Source organism: Emticicia sp. (assembly GCF_049241225.1).
Taxonomy (GTDB): Bacteria; Bacteroidota; Bacteroidia; order Cytophagales; family Spirosomataceae; genus Emticicia.
In genome coordinates this window covers 32,644-55,970 of sequence record NZ_JBMLRC010000092.1, presented here as the reverse complement: position 1 = coordinate 55,970, position 23,327 = coordinate 32,644, and the positions used below count along the sequence as shown (strand labels likewise).

Genomic DNA, 23,327 nt, shown 5'->3' with positions numbered 1-23,327 from the left:
TGTTGCCTGAGCGAAGTCGTGTTGCCTGAGCGAAGTCGAAGGCAGCAGCAACAAAAATCCCTATTCTCGCAAGAGTTTGGGGATTTTTTTGTTTACTATTTCTTCATAATCGTTGGCTTAAAAGGAGCATCTAAATAAAACTTTTCTTCAAAAGTAACCTTTGGTTCATCTTTACTTTTGAGTATTGCATAGACCATCCAAATAACCATGATGTGTAGCACAAGAAATGTGGCCATTATGAACGGATAGGGCATTTCGAAAACAATAAATAAACAGTAAACTACCAAGAAAAGGGTAGTGATGTAAATAGCAAAAGAGTCTTTTTTCATGATGATACAAGGTTAAGTCTGAAATATGTTTCTAACTATCAGACCGTTCAGATTGTTTAATTCTCCATTTTGCTCTATCTTTAAAACCAAAATTCAACCATATACTAATGATTTCTATTAAACGAACAATCAGTTATTCATTTCTAATTCTATTATCAAACTATTGTTTTTCACAAACCCTCAAAGATGCCTACAAAGATGCTTTCAAGATGGGTGTTGCCGTAAATGACGCCATTGTTTCGGGGCAAGATAAAGCCTCGCAAGATATTGTTGTAAGGCAATTCAATACCATTACCATCGAAAACTCAATGAAAGCCGAGCGTATTAATCCAAAGCCCGGAGTTTTTAATTACGAAGCTGCTGATGCGTTTGTAGAGTTTGGCAAGAAAAATAATATGTTTATTGTTGGTCATACGCTCGTGTGGCACAACCAAACGCCTGCATGGTTTTTTCAAAACGAAGATGGAAAACCAAAAACAAAAGAAGAAGTAAAAGAGCGTCTGCGTGAGCATATCCAGACCATTGCAGGAAGATACGCAGGCAAAGTTAATGCGTGGGATGTTGTGAATGAAGTAATTGATGATGATGGAAACTACCGACCAACAACGTGGGTAAAAGGCATTGGCAGTGGCGACGAGTTAGTGAAATTGGCCTTTAAGTATGCCGCCGAATATGCCCCAAACACAGAACTTTATTACAATGATTTCAATGCGTGGCGACCAACCAAACGTGATGGAATTGTGAGGATGGTGAAAATGCTTCAAAAAGAAGGAATTAAAATTGATGGAATCGGCATTCAAGGGCATTGGGGGCTCAATTATCCTAAAACCGAATACATTGAGGCTGCCATCGAAGCGTATGCCGCTTTGGGCGTAAAAGTAATGATTACTGAGCTGGATGTTGATGTATTACCATTGACCAAAGAAGGACAAGTAATCGGACAAGGAATGAGCGAAAAACAGTTTCAAAACGAAGAATTTAAGGAGTTTCTCGACCCTTACAGCAAAGGTTTACCAGCCGAAGTGCAAACCCAATTGGCTAATCGATACGCCCAGTTATTCGAGATTTTCTACAAAAAACGTGATAAAATAGATAGAGTAACGATGTGGGGAATTCACGACGATATGTCTTGGAAAAATGATTATCCAGTACCGAGAAGAACCAATTATCCATTACTTTGGGATAGAAACAAACAACCAAAACCTGCATTTGATGTAGTTTTGAACCTACCAAAGAAATTGAAATAATTGCAGAAAACTTAGATTGAAGTAAAAGTGGATTTACTCAAATTTAAGAGCTAATAAAATTTTGAGCAAAACTGATATAAATATGAACTGAGGTTGAGGTGAACTTTAAAGTTTTCAAAGAACTATAAAATTTTAGCAAAAATTAATTAAAGTTTAAACAGTTGATTATTAGTGTTTTATGTTAATTATTTGCTATATCTCATCTCATAATACATATTTTTTTTTGTACTTTTCTCATTTCAAACTACTTTTACGTAAAATTCAAAATACACGAAAATAATGAGCGTTCTTGTAAATAAAAACTCCAAAGTAATCGTACAAGGTTTTACTGGCTCGGAAGGTACATTCCATGCGAGCCAAATGATTGAATACGGCACAAATGTCGTTGGTGGTGTAACGCCAGGAAAAGGTGGACAATTGCACCTTGACCGCCCTGTTTTTAATACTGTTGAACAAGCAGTAGTTAGTACAGGTGCTGATGTCTCAATTATTTTCGTACCGCCAGCGTTTGCAGCCGATGCAATCATGGAAGCAGCCGATGCAGGTATCAAAGTAATCGTTTGTATTACTGAAGGTATCCCAACAAAAGATATGGTAACTGCTAAATCTTATATTCAAGGCAAAAATGTTACATTAATCGGACCAAACTGCCCAGGTATCATTACAGCCGAAGAGTGTAAAGTTGGTATCATGCCAGGTTTTATCTTCAAAAAAGGTACAATCGGTGTAGTTTCTAAGTCAGGTACTTTAACTTACGAAGCTGTTGACCAATTATCAAAAGTTGGTCTGGGCCAAACAACCGCTATTGGTATTGGTGGTGACCCAATCATCGGAACAACTACCAAAGAAGCCGTTGAGTTATTAATGAATGATCCAGAAACAGAAGGTATCGTAATGATTGGTGAGATTGGTGGTGGAATGGAAGCCGAAGCCGCTCGTTGGATTAAAGCAAACGGTACAAAACCAGTAGTTGGTTTCATCGCCGGCCAAACAGCTCCGAAAGGACGCCGTATGGGACACGCAGGTGCAATCATCGGTGGTGCTGATGATACTGCCGCAGCTAAGATGAAAATCATGGAAGAATGTGGAATCTTCGTGGTAGCATCTCCAGCCGACATCGGTGCAACGATGTTGAAAGCTCTCGGAAAAGCTTGATAAATCAGAATATTGATAAAAACAAAAGGTCAGACTCACAAAGTCTGACCTTTTTTGTTTAATTTTGCAAAAAATTTAAAGCAGGCCGTTGAAGAAGATTCTTTACATACTTTTGCTAATTATATCGTCAAAGTCGTTTGCAACAACTGTTGGCCCAAATGACCAGTACTTCTTGGTACATGATTACCACGATGATTGGCAGGTATACAACGACCGAATGAAAGCTTATATTCCGTATATTTCTGAGCAGCATTTGGGGTATCCTTCGCATACTGTTTTCTGTGATATTCAGAGTAATAGAGGCTATAACCTGTTGGTATATGCACAAAAAGACGATAACTTTTTGTTTATCAATGGCTCGCTTCGCCAGAAGATTCCAGTCGGCAAATGGATTGTATTGAGTGTCGATAGTCTTTATCGAGCTTATGAGCAGCCAACTATCTACATCACGCTTTATGGCTCAAATAATATCGAAGATAAAAAACTGATGTTGGGCTATAAACGCTCGCTGAATCAGAAGCCAATTGTATTGGCCGAGTCAGGTATTACTGCTAAACCCCGTACGCCTGCACCTTATCGAAACTATATCGTATTAGTGTCGATGTTTATTTTGGTGTTTTTCTCGTATTTATCAAATTCATATATCAGAGCATTTCAGCGGTACTTTAACTTCAAAGATTTGTTCAATACTTTTGTTCGAGAGCAATCGTTCCTGATAAATAAGCCACTCAATCGAATGAATGTGATGTTTATCATTCTTCTGAGTTTAATCATTAGCCTATTTTACATGTTGCTGCAAAGCAAAGGGATTCATGTTTTTGGTGGAAGAGCAATCTTGCAAGAAGGCGAAACCCTTGGAGTATTGCTCTCAAATTATTTCCGAATTAGTTTGGCAGTGTTCGTAATCTTGGTCATGAAATATTTTTTCATTGGTTTGGTTGGGCAGCTATTCAACCTCGAAAAAGTCGTTGATTTGCACTATTTCAAGATTATTCAAGCATCAAGCCTTTTTTATTCAGCTCTGGTTATTGTACTATTAGTATTGTTTATGGATTACTTTCCACATGATTTTAACTGGCAAGTCTATCTATTTACACCAATAGTAGCATTTTATTTGATTAGATTTTTCATTCTATATTTTACCATAATTCGTAGTATTCCTATACAAAGTCTCTATTTAATTTCGTACCTTTGTATCGTGGAAATATTGCCTGTTATTCTCGGCATAAGGTTTGCCATGTAATGATGTCTTTTTAGTTTTCATCATTTTAAAAACCAAATACAATTTTGTACTTGAAAACCCGCAATTTGGATGAGTGAAGTAACAGAAAAAATAACTCAGGACCGCCTCCGTAAAGTGGAGAGTATTTTGGTAACCCAAGCGAGACCGACCGACGAAAAGTCTCCGTATTTTGAGCTGGCCAAAAAGTTTAATTTAAAAGTGGATTTCCGTTCTTTTATTGAAGTAAAAGGCTTAGACCACCGTGATTTTCGTCGCCAAAAAGTGGATATCTTGGCTCATACAGCCATTATTCTCACAAGCCGTAATGCCGTAGATAATTTCTTTCGTATTGCAAAAGAGCTTAGAATCGAGATTCCGATAGATATGAAGTACTTCTGTATTTCGGAGCAAACGGCCAATTATTTACAGAAATACATCGTTATCAGAAAACGTAAGATTTTTGTGGGTCAGAAAACCGCCGCTGATTTGGAAGCATTAATTTTGAAGCACAAAAGCGAGAAATTCTTGTTCCCATGCTCAAACATTCGTAGCAATGATATCCCGAATCTGATGAATCGTAATGATTTGCACCTTACAGAAGCAATTATGTACGAAACAGTTCCATCTGATTTATCAGACCTTACCGAGGTTTTCTACGATATTATTTGTTTCTATAGTCCATCGGGAATTACATCATTGAACTCAAACTTCCCAGACTGGAAGCAAAACAATACTCGTTTGGCAGCTTTTGGCCCAACGACAGCTAAAGCCATTCGAGATGCAGGGTTTATTCTTGATATTGAAGCACCACTACCCAATGCACCTTCAATGACAGGAGCTTTAGAACTCTACATAAAAAAGGCAAACAATATATAGTAAAAATAAGTTAATAGGCTAAATCACAAGTTTAGCCTATTTTTTTTCGTTATGGTGTTAGGAATACAAATAATTAATTAAATTGCCAATAGAAAAGAAAACACTATTCAACAATATTGTTTTTGCATCCTTAGGCCATTAATTTTCGTCTATTGACCATCGACTATTTTCGCCCACTATGAGAAAGATTTATTATATTATATTATTGGTTGCTTCTTTTGCTGCCCAAGCTCAGCAAGATGCACAATTTACACACTATATTTACAATCAATTATTTTTAAACCCAGCCACGGCAGGATCTGAAAATGTGACTCGTTTTCAGGCAATTTACCGCACACAATATCAAGGATATCAAAGTACATTTGATGATGGAGGAGCTCCTGTTACACAAGTAATTTCGGCCAATGTTCCGCTCAAAATGATTAAAGGTGGCGTAGGCATTACATTCGTTAACGATAAAATAGGGGCAAGTACCCAGCAAGACTTGAAATTGGCGTATGCTTATCAAATGCCAGTAGGAAATAGTCAGTTGGGTATCGGAGTAAGTGGCGGTTTTTTTTCGAGAGGAATTGATTACAGTCGCTTGCGTGCAAGAGATGAAAATGACCCACTTTTGGCAACTGGCCGACTGAGCCAATCTGCTTTTGATTTGGGTGCTGGTCTATATCTCAATAATCCATCATATACAATCGGATTATCAATGAATCATATCAATCAGCCAACATTTGGCCTCGGTACTGATAAAGCAACTAATACACTCAAGCGTAGTGCGTATCTAACGGGTAGTGTGTTGATAGGTGTTTCATACACCATTGATGTTAGCCCGATGCTCATTATAAAGTCTGATTTGAGTAATGTCTCTGCTGAAGCCGGTGCAATAGCAACTTATGATGGTCGTTATTGGCTCGGAGCAAGCTATCGCACGGGCGATGCGGTTTCAGGTCTTGTAGGTGCAAATATTTTAGGTGGAAGTATGCGAATCGGTTATGCGGTTGATGTAATAATTGGAGGTAAAAATGCTAAAAGCCCGCTATCTCATGAAGTACTTTTAAGTTATTCGTTAGCCGCTCTTAGAGCAGGTAAAAAATCAATTGTTCGTACACCAAGATACCGATATTAAGACCTGATTTCAATAAAATATTTGCCAAAGAAAAAATGAAATAACTACCATTTATCGTTTCAAAAAAAGTTGTCTGGGGTTATTTTGGCACAATTTGTGCCGTTTAATAATAAAATTGCTATTTTCTCCACCCATCTTACCAATACTGATAAAATTGTTAGGGTTTTTATCCCTAACGCTCAGAAACACCATATATAGATTAAACAAAGACCTTTAAATAGATATTTTGGCTTAATAATTGCTTTATCGCTTGATAGTTATCGGAAAAACTTATTTTTTTTCATAACTTTGTAGGCTAATGCAATATTATTTTCGGAAGTCACGTTTCTATAATATCGAAAGTATAAATACCAAAAAAAATAGATAACCAACTTGTTTTCAGCTATGAACAAGAGAATATTAAGTACCTTTTTGAAATGTCTGTTAGTGATTGCTCCAATCGTGATGATGCAGAGTTGCGGCTCCTCAATTAAAAGCCCGTTTGGTAAGCCAAATGGAAAGAGAGGGGGCAAGCCGAGTGGTAAAGACCTTGGCATGGACGGAATCCGTGATGGAGAAATCATGGCAACTTCTCGCAAAGGTTACAAGCAAACCGCTCCGCATGGGATGGTGCTAATTCCGTCGGGTTCATTAATGATGGGTCAAGCGGACGAAGACGTAATGTCGGCTCGTATCTCAATGAACAAAAGAGTAACAATTGTTCCATTTTATATGGATGATACAGAAGTTACTAATCATGAGTACCGCCAGTTTATGAATTCAATGATGACCGACTCAGTCTCAGTTTTAGGTGAGGAGTTTATCATGTCAACGCTTTATCCTGATACCTCGGTTTGGAGTAAAGACTTTACTTATCATAATGGTGACCAAATGACGGAATATTACTATTCGTCGCCAGCATTTGATATGTATCCAGTAGTGGGTATTAGCTGGGATGCCGCAGTATATTTCTGTAAATGGCGTACAAAACTATTGAACGATAACAGAGCTCAAAAGAATCTTTTCAAATCACCACGTTATCGCTTGCCTTCAGAAGCAGAATGGGAGTGGGCAGCACGTGGTGGCAAAGAAGGAGCAAAATATCCTTGGGGTAACCCATACGTAGCTAATGGAAAAGGTTGTTTCTTAGCAAACTTCAAACCATACAGAGGAAATTATCGTGCCGATGGTTATCCTTACACTGCACCTTCAAATGCCTTTAATCCAAATGATTATGGTTTGTATAATATGGCAGGAAATGTGGCTGAATGGTGCCAAGATGCTTACGCAGAATCATACATGCCAGTTACTTGGGATTTGAACCCTGTATATAATGATGAAAACGAGCCTCGTAAAATCATCAAAGGTGGTTCTTGGAAAGATGTAGCTTACTTCCTCGAAACGGGTACTCGAACTTATGAGTTCCGTAACGAACGCCGCTCTTACATCGGTTTCCGATGTGTGATGGACCGTTTGGGAAGTGTTCCAGGAAGAGAATAATATCAAAAATAATTGCGAAGTATATGCTGAAGTATTCTGTGTGAGTATTTCGATTTATACTTCGCAATTATCATGTTTAAATGAAAGTAGATTCAAAAATTATAAATAAATTCCCTTTTAAATTAAAGCTTAATTCTTAACTTTTTTAAACACATGGCAGCAAATAACAACGGTAAAAGTTTATTTTGGGACAAAATTATTCCGTTTTTCTATGGAGCAGGAGCTTCAGTTGTAATCTTGGGTGCATTAGGTAAAATCATGCACTACGACTGGGCAAATTTTATGTTACCTATTGGTTTAGGCACAGAAGCTGCCATTTTCTTGATTTATGCTTTCCAATCATTTCTTCGTCCAGATACTGAGTATCAGTGGGAAAAAGTTTATCCAGAATTAGCTGATGATTTTCAAGGTGAGCTTCCAAAAAGAAGTGTTACTTCAACTCAAGGTGCTGGTTTAACCGCAAAAATGGATGATATGCTTGCCAACGCTAAAATTTCACCAGATATTTTTGATGGTTTGAAAACTGGTATCCAAAGTTTGACTGGTCAAGTTGCTAAAATGTCAGATTTGACAGATGCAACCGTGGCAACAAGCGAGTATGCTAAAAATGTAAAAACTGCTTCGGGTCAGGTAACCGCTATGAATGCTGCTTATGGCACGGCCGTAAACGCAATGAATAGCATGGCCGATGCTACTAAAGATGCTCAAGAATACCGTTCACAATTCAGCAAAATTACTCAAAATATGGGTGCTTTGAATGCTGTTTACGAACTTGAATTACAAGATACTAACAAACACTTGAAAGCAATGAACGCTTTCTACGGTAACTTGACAACTGCTATGCAAGATATGTCAGATGCCTCGAAAGAAGCTCAACAATTCAAAACTGAAATGTCGAAGTTGACAAATAACCTTACTTCATTAAACAACGTTTACGGAAGTATGTTGTCAGCAATGAAAGGAAACTAAAATAGTTTAGAGTGTTGAATTTTGAACGGTCCGCCGTAGCGGTGCTGAGTTATACTCTTCACCCATTCTTAATTTTACATTCTACATTCTTAATTTAAAAAAATATTTACTAACTGTATAATATATAGAATATATGGCAGGTGGAAAAGAGTCGCCACGTCAGAAGATGATCAATATGATGTATCTCGTTCTGACGGCAATGTTAGCACTCCAAGTAAGTAATGCACTCTTACAAAAATTTCAACTTTTGAATAATAGTTTGGAAAGAGCAAACTCTGCTGCTAACGGCAATAACGAAAAATCAGTAAAAGCAATTGAAAAAGAAATCAGAGAGAAACCTGGTGGTGCTCAGTATGCTGATGTACTTCAAAAAGCTGTTGAAGTAAGAAAAGTTACAACCGAAATGGATAATTATATCAGTGGATTGAAGCAAGAAATCGTCAATGCTGGCGGTGGACTTGATGCCGAAACTGGTGGTGTGAAGAATCCTTCGGAAGAAGAAAAAGTAGCCATATTGATGGTTGGTGATAAAAAGAATGGTAAAGGATATGAATTGAAGAAGAAATTGAATGATTTTGCTGTTCAATTACAAAAGTTTGCTGCTCCAAATACCAAATTTCCTGAGTTGGCTGTTGATGCTTCTCAAGACCCAGCATTGGCAAAAACCGATAACATCACTAAAAGTAAAGATTTCTCTGAATTATATTTTGCACAAACGCCAGTGCCAGCAGCTTTGGCGGTATTGAGCCAGAAACAATCAGAAGTACGTCGTTTAGAAGGTGAAGTATTAGAATATTTGGCCAGCCAAGTGGGTATCAAAGAAATCAAATTTGATGAAATCTTTGCGGTGGTTATTCCAGATTCACGTTCGGTAGTTGCTGGTCAGAAATACAAAGCTGAGGTAGCAATTGGAGCGTATTCTAAATCAATTACACCAAGAATCAGTATCAACGGTTCGGCTTTACCAGTGAAAGACGGTAAAGGTTTATACGAAATTACTGCATCAGGTGGCGATTTTGACAAAAATGGTCAGTTGAAGCGTTCATACAAAGCAACTGTTTCTTATCCTTCACCTGATGGCTCAATGAAGTCGGTTGAAAAAGAAGAAACATACACAGTATTGAAGCCATCGGTTCAAATTGAAACAGCCTCAATGCCAGCTTTATACTTTAAGTGTGCAAACCGCTTAGCTACTTATTCACCAGGTTTAGGTGCACTGTATAGCCCATCGTTCAGTGGGTCGGGTGCAGAATTTATTCCAGGTGAAGGTGGTAAAGTAACAATTGTTCCAAACTCAGCTAAGGCATCAATGAATGTTGTGAATAATGGAATTACACTTCAAACATTCAATTTCCCAGTTCGTCGTGTGCCTAAGCCAACAATTAAAATGCGTGGAATTGATGAAAGAAGAGGGGCTTCTGCTACTGGTTTGAGAACCTTGACGATTGATGCCATTGCTGACGAATCATTCAAATCAACAAACCCAGAAGATGCTCAGTTTAGAGTAGCAGAATTTGAGGTTAACTTGGCTCGTGGCTCAAGAAGAGTAGGAAACGGTACATTTAGTGGAACCGCAAATTTAACGAGCCTTGCACAACAAGCACAGGCAGGTGACCGTTATGTAGTAGTAGTAAAACGTGTAGAACGTAAGAATTTCAAAGGTGAAATCGAGTCAGTTGATGTAGGAGAAATCATCTTTAACATCAACCTCAATTAATAACAAAATAATTGTCAGAATTATGAAGAAATTACAAGGCTTGGCTTTTGGTATCTCATTGATTATCAGCCAGTTTGCAGTAGCTCAAGAAAAGTCAAATAATTATTTGAATCCGCTATCGCTTCGCCCTATACATGAGGAAAACGTTATGTATAAAACAACTTTGTGGCGAAGAATTGACTTGAAAGAAAAGCAAAATCAACCGCTTTTCTCGAAAGGAAGTGAAATTACGAGACACTTGATTGATGCCGTAAAAGCTGGTTTGATTGAAGCCTATGATAATGATTCATTGACAACAAAGCTTACACTCGAACAATTCAATGAGCGTTTATTATTGAAAGGCGAAGGCGGTGGTTTATCAGAAGAAGAGAAAGCCGCGGGCTTCTCGGCTGGTGGTGACGACGGTTGGGGTGGAGATAGTGGCGGTGCTGCTAAACCTGCTGCTGGTGGTGCTGCTCCTGCAGCAACTGACCCAGGTGCTGGTGTAGAGATTTTCCCGACACAATTGACAACTTTAGAGTTGAAAGAAGACTGGATTTTTGACAAGCAACGTTCACGTCAGTATTTTGATATTCTTACGTTGAAATTAATCATCCCAGCTGACCAAACAACTTTAGGTTTCGACCGTCCGATTTGTGTATTCAAATACAAAGAATTGGAGCGTTATTTCCGTAGTAATCCTAAGTGTATTTGGTATAATGCTGCTAACGTAGCATCGCACAAAAACTTAGCAGATGCTTTTGAATTACGTTTGTTCCACGGAAAGATTATCAAAAAATCGAATGCTTTGGATAATTTCTTAGATGATATTTACAAATCTCCACGTGAAGGTTTGTTGAAATCTGAGCAATTAGAACACGAATTGATGGAATTTGAACACAATTTGTGGGAATATTGATTAGTCTATAGTTGGCGGTCAATAGTCTAAAGAGAATATAAAAAAAGGGAAAATCGTAAGATTTTCCCTTTTTTATTGCTATCTCAGATATTCGGTCAGATATACTTGTCATTTTTTGTCTAATACCTTACTAATAAAGTGAATTAAACTTTTGTGGACTCGTGGACTATCGACCGTGGACTACCTATCTCGATTAGAATTTCAAAGTAGCTGGCAAATATTTAGCAACTAAATCTTCGTAATATGGGCGAAGTTCTTTTGCATTTGGTGGCACTGGTACTTTAGAATACAAATCGTAAGGATTGAATTTATCTACCCATTTGAACATTTTGTAGTCATGTGCCGACATCAAATGACTATAAGCGTCATCACGGTGTTGAGGATAGAACGAGTGATAACGAATTGGGTAGAGAGCTTCTTCTGGCAAATAATTTTTCATCATTTGGTAAAGATACTCGTCGTGTCCCCAAGACATTTTTACGTTTTCAAGTCCACAATTTGGTGAGTAAATACCGTATTTTGTGTTGTAACGCTCGTCTTTAGAGTCTGGATTTGCCTCGAAAAACTCAGGGTAAACGATTTTATCAGAGTGCTTGCAACCAACAGGGAATGTATCGCCTACAACTGCCCATTGTGGCTCGCCGAACAAGCAAAGAACCTTGCCTAAATCGTGCATAAAGCCCATCAGAACGAACCAATCTGGGTGGCCGTCGGCTCTGATAGCCTCTGATGTTTGAAGTAAGTGCTGAAACTGGTCGAGGTTTGTATCTGGGTCAGAATCATCAACCAAAGTATTCAAGAAATCAATTGCATCCCAAACTGACATTTCACGTTTGTCGAACTTCAAAAACTCTTTTTCTTTCTGAACAACAAAATCGTAAGTTTGATAAGTATGATTCAAACGGTAGAATTCTCTAACGGTATTTACACGCTCCGAGTCAGTATAATTACGGTATTCTTCTTTCTTTTTCTTAGTTTCAGCGTTTTTAGGCTCTGGGTATCTTTCGAGCAAATCATCTTCCCATTCTTCGATGCTTGCGAGGGGCGAAATTTCTTTTTCAGTGAAGTTCATTTCTATTATTTTGAATTAGTTAATGAATTTGTGGCAAATTAAAATACATCTTATGGAATGTCAGACCTGCGGTACAGACATTAACATAAATATTATGCAATAAAGTAATAAAATCTATAATATTTTAAATAAATTTTACGCAAACGTTTGAAATCGTTATAAAGCTAAAGTTTAATAAAAAGCGATGATAAAGTTTTATTTATCATCGCTTAATTACCTTTTAATGAACGTGTTATGTCTAAAAATTAGACATTATGAATATGATCAATATCCAGGGTTTTGTTTCAATGCTGGGTTAAGTACCATTGCTCCTTGTGGGATTGGGAAAATGCGTTTGTAGGTATTTTTATCAGTTTTAAAGCCCCACGAACCTTCGTATTTTCCGAAGCGAATCATGTCATTTCTGTGCCATGTCTCCCACGTAAATTCTCTGCATCTTTCTTGATAGATATCTTCGAGAGTAACGCTTGCAAGTGCTGGCGAAGTCGTACGGTTTGCTCTTAATTGATTCACTAATGAAACGGCTGTTACAGACGAGCTTCCGCCACGAGCAATAGCTTCGGCCTTCATCAAGATAATATCTGAGTATCTGAAGAATGGCTTATCGTTATTTTGGTTACGGTTTGTAGAAGTTGCATCAGGAAAGAATTTTACATTGCGGTAACCCATATTCCAAGCAATTTCATCGTTTCCGAGGTCGAAAGTGGCTACATCTTGGCGTAATTTAATTTCAGGTGTCAGTTCAACTTGGTAAGTAAATGGAGCTGATCCATCGCTTCCTGTATAGAATTGGTCGTAACCTTTCTTGGTTGTAGTTACTCTGATTGGAGTAACACCATCGTTCATAAACTGTAAGCCAGTAAGCCACTGACCATTACGAATATCGTTCTTATCGTTGAAGTACGCATAAAATTCTGGTAATGTACTTTGTGGTGCACTTGGTGTAAATGGTAAGTTATATTTGGCACGAAGCGAACGAGGTACATCATAGCGAGCGTGGTACATGAAACCGTTTGTTCCTGGTAAATTACCTGCTGCTGGATCGTACGGAATGGCAAAAATGAATTCTTTCATCTGTGGGCCATTATTTGGATAGAACATTTGCAAATAAGATGCACGTGGTTCGATAGCAAATCTGCCTGAGTTAATGATGTTGTCGCAAGCGTCAATACATTCTTTTAGTCTTGGAGTTCCTGTATAGACTTCAGCGTTAATGTACATTTTTGCAAGTAAAGCATAAGCTGTCCATTTGGTAGCACGGCCGTAGGTTGATACACCTGTTTCAACACTCAGATTTGGCAAAGCAGCGTTTACTTCCGACTCAATGAATTTGAAAACTTCAGCACGTGGCGTGTTAGTTTTTGGCGTGAAATCACCGTATTCAGTATAGATTGGAATATTTCCATACATATCCATCATCATGAAATAGGCAATAGCTCTAACCATTTTCAGTTCAGCTATATTTTGAGCTTTAGTTGCAGCTGAGGCTGGAATATTAGCCTCTAAAATCGAAATAGCTTGGTTGGTTGTACCGATTGTTGTCGAGAGCCAGTTCCAAACCGAACCCGTTGCACCGTGGTCTTTGGTCCATGTATGGTAGTGCATATCAATATAACCACGGTTATCGTACCAGTTTCCACCACGAGCAGGAAGAATCGCTTCGTCGGTAGTGAAAGTCTGCATGAAATAATAATCAAGAGCGTAATTTCCTCTCAAAGCGGCATACGGTGGGCCAGATGCTTGAATAAATTGAGAAGTATTTTGAGGGAAAATATCAGGTGTCAATTGTGTATTGACAGGTACTTCAATCTTATGGCAGCCAAAAACCAACAGGGCAATTAGCAATGCGAAAGAATTTTTTAATATGTTTTTCATTTTGAATGTTAAATTTTAGGTTCTGCAAAAACTTAGAATGATACATTTACACCAAATAACATTGTACGAGTTTTTGGATAAAAGTTATTAGAATCAACACCTGGTGCTAAACCACCTTGGTTGATTTCTGGGTCGATACCAGTGTATTTTGTAATCACAAAAGCATTGTTTATCGAAGTGTAAACTCTAAGATTTTTGAAATTAGGGCCTAAGTTTTTGAAACTATAACCAAGGGTTGCGTTGTCAAGTCTAACGTAACTTCCACTTTCGATAAATCTTGATGAATATTTGAATGAGTTTACGTCTTTCGGACTTTCATCAGCTGCATCGTTGAGGATATTCGTGAATTGAGCAGTGCTTGGTCTGAACAAATCAGCACGAGTTACGTTGAAAATTTTGTTGCCGAATACACCACGTACGAATACGTTCAAATCGAAGTTTTTGTAAGATAATGAGTTTGTCCAGCCCAATAATAATTTCGGTTGAGCATTTCCCAAGTATTTGTAGTCTCTTCCAATTACTGGAGTAGTTGTGAGTTCGCCTTTGTTATTATAGTATTGCGAAACACCGTTGGCATTTTTTCCAGCGTATTCAAAAGTAAAGAACTGACCGAGTGGTTGTCCTGCTTTTAAGATTTGAATCGTACTACCCGTTTGGCCACCGCCTTCAGGCTGTGTAATTCTTACTGAGTCGCCACCCGCAAAAAGTGGATTTGTTAAGCTTACGATTTTATTTGTGTTATGAGCTAAATTCAAGCCTGTAGTCCAAGTTAAGCCATTTTTGTTGCTTATTGGCGTTATGTTTAGGCTTAATTCAATACCTTTATTGTTCATGCTTCCACCGTTTGCTACAATTCGGCCTACTGGTACTAAAATAGGGTTTACGCCATAGGTGTAAATCATACCGTTGGTAGTTTTGTCATAAACTTCTACCGAACCACTCAAACGACCTTTGTACATCGTGAAATCTAAACCGAGGTTAGTGGTAGATGTTTTTTCCCACTGTAAATCTGGATTGGCAGCTTGCGTAGGTCCATAAGCGGCAGTTTGAGTTCCATTATAGTAGTAAGTACCCAAGCTTCCGGAAATAAATTGAGCTGTGTAAGCATTGAAGCCCGATGAGTTACCAGTTACACCGTAACTTACACGAAGTTTCAAATCATTGAAAATTGATTGATTTTTCATGAAATTCTCTTCGTTGATTCTCCAAGCTAAACCAATTGATGGGAAATAACCCCAGCTATTATTTTTACCAAAAACTGAGCTTCCGTCACGACGGATTGAGCCTTGCAACAAATATTTATCGTTATAAGAATAATTTACACGAGCAAAATCAGAAATCAATTTGTTTTCTTGGAAAACACCATCGGCACCAAAATTGATGCGGTACGATGGAATGGCATAAGGATTACTTAGGGCAAAGTTTCCGTAGCCGATGTTATCAACTGGGAAGTTGGTACTTGACACCTGAAAACCATCACCTAATGTATTGCCTTGCCATGAATAACCTACCACTGCATTGATATAGTGCTTTCCGATGGTTTTATTCCAAGTAAGGAAGGACTCTACAACTTTTTGTACATCCTGATACGTATTACGCAAGGCCGAACCATTTACACCGAAGTTTTGCAATGAATGCACGGCTGGTGGCTCTGGATTATTGTAAAAATTGGCACTATTATAAAGCGAATAGTAGCTTGCGTAAGCCTGACTATTGAGAGACGTGTTATTTTGGTAGGATAAATTTAGATCATACGATAAATTGAATGGTAGGTCGATATGAGTTTTAAACGCACCAATAAAGTTATTGTATTTGCTATTATCTTTTGCTTTTTCAATCAAAGCCAAAGGGTTGAAATAACCAGTGTTTTGGAAGTTTTCGAAGTAAGTACCATCAGGGTTTAAAACTGGCGAAACTGGCAAGTGATTGATCATTTGCTCCAAAACATTGTTTCGCATTGGTGTATTGTTGGCGTTGCTATTTGAATTGACAATCGATAAACCAAATTTTACTTTATCATTAAACGCAGATTGCTCGATTGACATACGTGCAATAACTCTTGATAACGCACTTGACAATAAGATACCTTGTCGGTCGATATAGTTGAGACTGGCACTGTAAGTATTATGCTCGCCACCTCCGCTAAATGATAAGTTGTGGTTGTGCGATAAAGCCGTTTCTCTTTGAACTGCCGCTTGCCAATCTGTATCAGCTCCTTTATCGTCAGTTGGCGAGAAACTCAGACCATTTTTTGTAAGAAATGCTCTTAATTCGCTGGCATTCATCATATCAAGTTTGCTCGATACTTTTTCTATACCAGCATAGCCGTTATAACCAACCGATAAAGCACCTTTTTTGCCTCTTTTGGTTGTTACCATGATTACACCATTGGCGGCACGGTTTCCGTAGATAGCAGTTGCAGCGGCATCTTTCAAGATATCAATCGTGGCGATGTCGTCAGGGGCAATAACCGAAATATCTGCACCAGGGATTCCATCAATCACATAGAATGGTCCTTGCGAGCTGTTGAGTGTAGAAGCACCACGCAAAACCACCGCGGCACGTTGGTTAGGGTCACCGTTTGATGAAATATTCAAACCTGGTACTTTACCTTGAAGCAACTGACCAACGTCGGTAATTGCACCACGGTTCAAATCGCCTGGTTTGATGTTTGAGATAGCACTCGTCAGATTTTTCTTTGATTGAGTACCGTAACCAACAACAACTACTTCGTTCAAAACGCTTTCGCTCAGAGTAAGTGTAACGTCAATCTTTGTACGTCCGTTTACTGCTACTTTTAAGCCTTCATAGCCAACAAAGCTAAAAATAAGGTTAGCGTCTTTAGGAGCAATAATTTTGTAGATACCTTCCTGATTTGTAGAAGTTCCTTGGCTTGCACCTTCTATAACCACGGTTACACCTGGCATACCTTCTTTGCCATCGCTTGAAATGACTTTACCGCTTATCTCAATTTGTGCGAAAGATGAAAGAGATAAACACAGCAGTAATAGCAAAGACCCAAACCAGCGGAGTTTCGCTCGTAAATTTAATTTCATAAGGTAGAATTTATTAGTTGAAAGTTAATAGTTGGAATATTTCCAGACCAATATTAAGGTAGTTTTCTTTAAATAAAAAATTGGAATAGTGCAAATTGTTTACGCAAACGTTTGCAATTTTACGCAAACGTTTGCAATTGTTTTTGCTGAAATATCTACAAAAAAGCGAGGTGTTCAATGAATTTTATCCATTAAACACCTCGCTTTTAATCTTAGAATTGTACTATTTATCTGTTTGTAATAGAATTAGTATCCTTGATTTTGTTTCAAATAACCTGGTAAGTTTGAAGCCCCATCAATAGCTGTTTGAGGAATTGGGAAGATACGTTTTAGCTTGTCGGTATTGTTTTTTTCTGTCCAAATACCTTCGTATTTTCCGAAACGAATCATGTCAGTACGGCGTAGCATTTCCCAGTAAAACTCAAAACCACGCTCTTTGAAAAGAATATCAAGCGACATCGAAGTGAGTGCTGGCGGTGGAGTAGTACGAGCCGCACGAACAATATTTACATCAGCTAAAGCTCCTGCGACATCATTGCTTTTTCGCAGTTTTGCTTCAGCACGCATCATATACACATCTGCCAAACGAACGATCACGATGTCGGCATCACCAAAATTACGTCCACTTACTGATTTACGGCTAAACTCATATTTCAATACTCGGTAACCTGAGCTATAATCGCTTCCTGCGGTTGTAAAATCTACTTTTTCAGTGAAATTTACAGGTGTTGTTGGGCGGTTACGAGTATCATTGAAGATTCTACCAACTTTAAATCTACCATCAGGACATCTCAAGAAAACACCATTTTTTCTTATCAAACCGAATTGTTGTCCACGCAAAATACCACGATTCATATTAAAATTGGCATCAGTTACGCACGTATCCGCAGGATTCGAGTAAGCCGAAATGTTTTGCTTATAAAATCTTGGGTCAACGCCAGCTGGATCTTTTGGTGCGTATTCATTTACCCAAGTACGATAGAAATCAGGTGTTATGGCTGGGCCATCAGTTCCGTTGGCATTTGGAAACGCTGGAAGCGGGAATTGGTCGCCAGAAAGAGAGAAATAAGCCATACGATTATGCCCGTTTAGTTCGGCTCTTTGGTCAACCGCAAAAACCAACTCAGGGTTTGAATGATTATCAGAGTTGAAAATTGAGAAATAATCGGCCGCTAATTTATACTGCCCAGAATTGATGATTTTATCGCAATATTCGGTTACTTTGTCCATTTCATCAGCTTTGAAAGCGGGTGTTCCGTAAACGTCACGGTAAACAGCAGCATTGAGATACAAACGAGCCAATAAGCCCCAAACTGCACCTTTCGACAAACGCCCTGGGCCAACTGTTGCATCTAAGTTTGGTTCAACGGCTAAAAATTCATTTTTGATGTATTGGAAAGCCTCTTCGCCACGCAAAATCTTTGAAGTTTCACCAATATCTTCCTTCACGAAAACCAAACCAAACAAATCAAGCGTTAGCATCGAATAATACGCACGCATACCACGAGCTTCGGCCAAATATACTTTAGCGTTGGGGTCGTTGAGCGTTGGCAGTGTATTAATCGCCGTAATGGCACGCGACATACCTTGTAGAATCAAATTCCAAGTATTTCTGAGATTCGGGTCGGTGCTCTGGTAAGTGTGCTGGTGCATTGCCAAATAGATACCATTATCGCCCCAGTCAGTACCACCACGATAAGGCAAAATTGCTTCATCAGTAGAGATTTCTTGAATGGCAAAATAATTGGTATGCAAGAAAATATCTGGGAGACGTGCATAAACAGGGGCAATGATACCGTCGGCAGCTTGCTTGTCGGTGAGTTTGGCAGCCGAAAGGGTTTCGTCAAGTATTTCTTCTTTGAGGTCGGTGCAGCCTTCTAAAACAGCAAAGCTACACAGGAATAATAATGAATATATTTTCTTTTTCATTGGAGTATTTTTTTGAGCTGTTGGCGATTAGCTGTTAGCGATTAGCTTAAAAATTTAAGATGTAATAGATTCTCTTGATAATTAAAAGCTAAAGGCTAATAGCTAAATGCTAAAAGCAAGATTTTTAGAATGAAACATTTAGACCAAAGATGATTGATTTAGCTTTTGGATAGCTTAAATAGTCGATACCGTACGATGAAATACCGTTGATAGTTCGGTCGGTGTTTACTTCTGGGTCATAGCCGTTGTATTTGGTGATTACGAAAAGGTTTTGACCTGTAACCGATAAACGCAATACTGGAATGTATTTATCAATTCCGAGTGCTTTAGTGTTGAAACTATAACCCAAAGCCATGTTGTTGAGGCGAAGGAATGCTCCATCTTTCAAGAAACGAGTTGAAACTGGGGCTGCATTATTTACCGATTCGTTGGCATATTGTACGGCCTCTGGCGTTGTATTGATTCCTTTCGATAATCTCAATTTATAGAAATTTGAGTTGGCCGTGTTATCGTAGATTTTATTGCCACGAATACCGTTGAAGTTTACCACTAAATCGAAACCTTTGTAGCCGATGTTTCCGAAGAAGTTATACTGCATTGTTGGTAAGGCACTTCCTGCGGCAATACGGTCTTTATCAGTCACGATTCCGTCACCGTCTGTATCACGATATGTGCTGAGACCTTTATCGTCAAAACCAGTAAAATCTCTCAAGAAGAATGTACCGATTGGCTCGCCACTAAGATAACCATTGATTGTGGCCGAAGTAAGACCCGAACCCGACGCACTTCCCGAAGGAATAACCGAATATGGTGAGTTAGTTACTTTATTTCTGATGAAAGTAGTATTTCCACCAATGCCGTAGTTGATACCGCTGGCAGTTTTTTGGCGATAAGCGAGTTCGATTTCTAAACCTTTGTTCGTGATATTCATATCTTTTACGTTCGTCCAGAATGTACCTGCTGGTTGAACAGGGTCAGACGGAATTACTTCTAAGAGAATATCGCTCGAAACTTTATTGAAATAATCAACCGCACCCGTTAAAGCACCATTGAATAAACCGAAATCAAGACCAATATTGGTTTGTGTCGAAACCTCCCACTGAATATCAGGGTTGGCTAAACGACTATAAGTTGTTCCAGCTGGAAAAGGGCCAGTGTTAGTAAGTGGATAACTCGTAGAAGCCGAAACCGTTGAAGTAAACAAAGCTTGGGTGATTTTTGATGGAATCTCTTGATTACCCGTTTGTCCCCAGCCCGCACGAAGTTTCAAATTGCTGATTCGCGAACCTTTCATAAATTCTTCTTCCGAAATTCTCCAACCTGCGGCAAATGAAGGGAAAATACCGTATTTATTGTTCGCTCCAAATTTTGATGAACCATCGGCACGAACCGTAGCTGTGAGTAGGTATTTATCTTTGAAGCTATAGTTTAATCTTGAGAAAAACGACTGCAACTCATTTTTGGTAGCAAAACCCGATGGTTTATTATTGGCCAGTGTGAGTTCTTGACCTAAACCTGGGTTATAAATTGGGTCGATGTCAGAAATGGGAAATTTATTGATACTCGACGAGCGACCTTGTAAGAAAATCTTTTGGAATGAATGCCCAACCAATGCCGAAAAACTGTTATTGTTGAAATCTTTCGTATAAGTTAGATAATTTTCGATGAGGCTGTTACTATTATTTAGGTAAACAGTTTGTAATCGGCCATCTTGTAAAGGCACAGCGTTAGGCATTGAAACTAGATCACGTACCGAATTTGAGTTGTCGATACCATAATTTAATTTATAGACCAAATCGTTAGTGATTTTGAGCGATGGCGAGATATTTCCAATCAAACGATTTGTTTTAGTAATATCCCTTTCCAGTTTCAAACTAACCAAAGGATTTACTAAGTTTGGATAAACCGCTGGATTTCCCTCTGCATCATAGGCAGGGTAAGTTGGGTTGGTAGAAATAGCATTTCCAATCATACTTCCAATTGGCGGACGACTATTGTTTGTAAATGTTGCATTGAGGTTTACATCAACATTTAGGCGGTCTTCCCAAAATTTCTGATTAACATTGATACGACCCGTATAGAGATTCAAATCATTATTTTTTAAGATACCTTCTTGTTTTTGAGCTCCAAACGACGCATAATAAGTCAATTTTCCTGCACCGCCACCCAGAGTGAGGTTATGGTTTTGTGTGTATGCTGTGCGAGTGATTTCTTTTTGCCAATCGGTGTTTCCTTTTAAATCTTCTAAAACTCCGCCTACGCTTGGTACGGCTTTGCGGTATTCGTCAGCCGTATAAACAGGTAATGCACGAGCGATTTCAGAAATACCCAAACTTGCCGAATAATTCATCGACGAAGTACCAGCTTTTCCTTTTTTAGTTGTAATCAAAACTACACCGTTTGCACCACGAGCACCATAGATGGCAGTCGCTGAAGCATCTTTTAGTACATCAATTGTTTCAATATCTTGTGGGTTTAAGAATGTCAGTGGGTTCATTGCACCACCCGTTCCCGAATTATCCAAAGCTAAACCATCAACAACAAAGAGAGGAGTACTACCCGTACGAACACCACCTGGCCCTCTGATTGAGATATTTTGTGCCGAACCTGGCTCTCCACTTGCTGAGGTAACGTTTACACCCGCTACTTTACCTTGCAAAAGTTGCTCGGGCGAGTTGATGATACCTTTATTAAATTCTTCACTTCTAACTGATTTTACCGCACCCGTGATGTCGGTTTTCTTGGCTGTACCGTAGCCCACAACCACCACTTCGCTGAGCGTTTTACTATCAGATTTGAGTTGAATATTGATTTGTGTTTGCCCGCCTACGGTAATTTCTTGAGGCGTATAACCTACATAACTAAATACTAAAACCGCTTTTCCATCGCTAACGGTAATGGAATACTCTCCGTTTACATCGGTTACGGCTCCTTTGGTGCTTCCTTTGGCGGTTACGCTTACCCCTGGAAGACCATCGCCCGTTTCGGCATCGCTTACCTTTCCTTTGACCGTAATATCAACGGTTTTGAAAGTGTTTGGTTGATTTTTGGCAAAGCCAACATCGACTCCTAAGAGTGAAAATAATAGGATAAAGACAGATAGCTTCGGAAATGACAGAGCAAGCAACCTGTTTTGCAGTAGTTTTTGATTCATTGTCGTTGACTGATTTTTGTGATTAAGAATACTTGTTGAGCTTGTGAAAGGCAGATACATGAAGTTGTATCAGATGAACAGTACGTGACATTGGTGTTAAATTAGGTAAACATAAATGATTGGTTAGCGAAGTTTTTGTTGATAAAAAAAAGGAAAATTTAGAGTTTTGGTACTGTTGCCTTGCTAAACAAATGCAAAACTACGCCCTGTTGATTAAGAGAATATTACCGTAGTGTTACGATTATATTGTCTGAGGCGTGAGAGATGAAAAATTGGATAGGAAGGTTTGTTACTGCATTTTACTAATAAAAAATAAAATATTTCTTATAAACTATTACGCAAACGTTTGCAATTGTTATGCAAACGTTTGAAATTGGGGAAGGTATGAGATTTTTTTCCATAGCGATGGGTTTGCAAACCCATCGCTATGGAAAATGTAGAAGATATAAACTATTCTACTCTTTTACGAATAAAAATAATTTTGAGAGAAAGGCTCCCGTAGGAATTTGAGAATCTTCTGATTTAATGAATTTAAAGCCTTGTTCGGTTATAAACGAAACCAAATGAGCTTCATCGAAAAGAGCTTGGTTGCAACCCATGTGAAGTTCGCCGTTGGTACGTCCGAGAGATTCACGGAGATATAAAAAGCCATTTTTCTTTAAGATTTGGTTGATGTCTTTCATCATCAAAACTTTCTCCGAAAACTCATGGAGTGAATTATCAATGATAACTTTATCGAAGAAGTTTTTGGGAAGCGTTGTAGAAGTTTCGGTTCCGATAACAGGAATAAACTTACAACTGATAGGTGAACCTTTTATTTTACTGTAAAAATCAATGACTTTCTGAGCTTGTTTGGAAGTGGTACAGGCCGAGTCAATATCTTCGCAGTAGAAATCTATATTTTCATAAAATACAGCTAAAGTGCCGATAAAAGTCATGGACTTTGCCCCAATATCAGCTACTTTATCGCCTTCTTTCAAATCAAAAAAACGAAGCGATTTTCCCCAACTTTTTTTTAAGACTTCTTTGCTGTTAAAGTAAACACCTACGCACTCGTTTCTCAGTGATAGAATTTCTTTTTCGTTAATGCTTTGAGCAAAACAGCTAATGCTGAATAAACAAAAATTTAATAAAGCTAAAAGTGCAGATTTCATGGGATATGTGTTTAGTTTATCTCCAATAACTCAGGATTATTAACAAATCTTTTCAGTAGTTTAAATAATTTGCCA

At 38.4% G+C, this 23,327-nt stretch carries 16 protein-coding genes; 9 read left to right on the top strand and 7 right to left on the bottom strand.

All coding sequences use genetic code 11. The features are described 5' to 3' along the window. Positions 1–95 precede the first annotated feature (95 nt). Positions 96–329, bottom strand: coding sequence for a hypothetical protein (locus ACOVO2_RS05635; protein ID WP_421769023.1), 234 nt, complete (start codon positions 327–329; stop codon positions 96–98). Positions 330–436: 107 nt separating this feature from the next. On the opposite strand from ACOVO2_RS05635, the gene ACOVO2_RS05630 reads away from it, so the two are divergent. The 9 genes from ACOVO2_RS05630 (at position 437) to gldN (ending at position 11,012) form a co-directional block, all read left to right on the top strand. Further along, positions 437–1,576 (top strand): endo-1,4-beta-xylanase, encoded by a 1,140-nt coding sequence (locus tag ACOVO2_RS05630; protein WP_421769022.1) that lies wholly within the window; start codon positions 437–439, stop codon positions 1,574–1,576. Between the two features lie 279 nt (positions 1,577–1,855). Then, entirely contained in the window at positions 1,856–2,731 is an 876-nt protein-coding gene (gene sucD / locus ACOVO2_RS05625; protein ID WP_421769021.1) for a succinate--CoA ligase subunit alpha, read from the top strand. A gap of 88 nt (positions 2,732–2,819) precedes the next feature. Then, on the top strand, positions 2,820–3,974 hold the full coding sequence (locus tag ACOVO2_RS05620) for a DUF4271 domain-containing protein (RefSeq protein WP_421769020.1): 1,155 nt from the start codon (positions 2,820–2,822) through the stop codon (positions 3,972–3,974). A gap of 69 nt (positions 3,975–4,043) precedes the next feature. Next, a complete protein-coding gene (locus ACOVO2_RS05615; protein ID WP_421769019.1) occupies positions 4,044–4,829 on the top strand; it encodes a uroporphyrinogen-III synthase in 786 nt (261 codons plus the stop codon). Between the two features lie 178 nt (positions 4,830–5,007). Next, positions 5,008–5,949, top strand: coding sequence for a type IX secretion system membrane protein PorP/SprF (locus ACOVO2_RS05610; protein WP_421769018.1), 942 nt, complete (start codon positions 5,008–5,010; stop codon positions 5,947–5,949). 384 nt (positions 5,950–6,333) lie between these two features. Then, complete coding sequence (locus ACOVO2_RS05605; protein ID WP_421769017.1) at positions 6,334–7,428, top strand: SUMF1/EgtB/PvdO family nonheme iron enzyme; 1,095 nt, start codon at positions 6,334–6,336, stop codon at positions 7,426–7,428. Between the two features lie 153 nt (positions 7,429–7,581). Next, positions 7,582–8,397, top strand: a complete 816-nt coding sequence (gldL, locus tag ACOVO2_RS05600) for a gliding motility protein GldL (protein WP_421769016.1) — start codon at positions 7,582–7,584, stop codon at positions 8,395–8,397. Positions 8,398–8,530: 133 nt separating this feature from the next. Further along, positions 8,531–10,114 (top strand): gliding motility protein GldM, encoded by a 1,584-nt coding sequence (gene gldM / locus ACOVO2_RS05595; RefSeq protein ID WP_421769015.1) that lies wholly within the window; start codon positions 8,531–8,533, stop codon positions 10,112–10,114. Positions 10,115–10,136: 22 nt separating this feature from the next. Beyond that, positions 10,137–11,012, top strand: a complete 876-nt coding sequence (gene gldN / locus ACOVO2_RS05590; RefSeq protein WP_421769014.1) for a gliding motility protein GldN — start codon at positions 10,137–10,139, stop codon at positions 11,010–11,012. Positions 11,013–11,205: 193 nt separating this feature from the next. On the opposite strand, the gene ACOVO2_RS05585 is transcribed toward gldN, so the two are convergent. The 6 genes from ACOVO2_RS05585 to ACOVO2_RS05560 form a co-directional block, all read right to left on the bottom strand. Continuing rightward, positions 11,206–12,084, bottom strand: coding sequence for an inositol oxygenase family protein (locus ACOVO2_RS05585; protein WP_188765759.1), 879 nt, complete (start codon positions 12,082–12,084; stop codon positions 11,206–11,208). A gap of 264 nt (positions 12,085–12,348) precedes the next feature. Further along, positions 12,349–13,959, bottom strand: coding sequence for a RagB/SusD family nutrient uptake outer membrane protein (locus tag ACOVO2_RS05580; RefSeq protein ID WP_421769013.1), 1,611 nt, complete (start codon positions 13,957–13,959; stop codon positions 12,349–12,351). Between the two features lie 32 nt (positions 13,960–13,991). Further along, positions 13,992–17,015, bottom strand: a complete 3,024-nt coding sequence (locus tag ACOVO2_RS05575) for a SusC/RagA family TonB-linked outer membrane protein (RefSeq protein ID WP_421769012.1) — start codon at positions 17,013–17,015, stop codon at positions 13,992–13,994. 246 nt (positions 17,016–17,261) lie between these two features. After that, on the bottom strand, positions 17,262–18,944 hold the full coding sequence (locus ACOVO2_RS05570) for a RagB/SusD family nutrient uptake outer membrane protein (protein ID WP_421769011.1): 1,683 nt from the start codon (positions 18,942–18,944) through the stop codon (positions 17,262–17,264). A gap of 124 nt (positions 18,945–19,068) precedes the next feature. Next, a complete protein-coding gene (locus ACOVO2_RS05565) occupies positions 19,069–22,098 on the bottom strand; it encodes a SusC/RagA family TonB-linked outer membrane protein (RefSeq protein ID WP_421769010.1) in 3,030 nt (1,009 codons plus the stop codon). Positions 22,099–22,553: 455 nt separating this feature from the next. Then, a complete protein-coding gene (locus ACOVO2_RS05560) occupies positions 22,554–23,252 on the bottom strand; it encodes a hypothetical protein (protein WP_421769009.1) in 699 nt (232 codons plus the stop codon). Between the last annotated feature and the right edge of the window lie 75 nt (positions 23,253–23,327).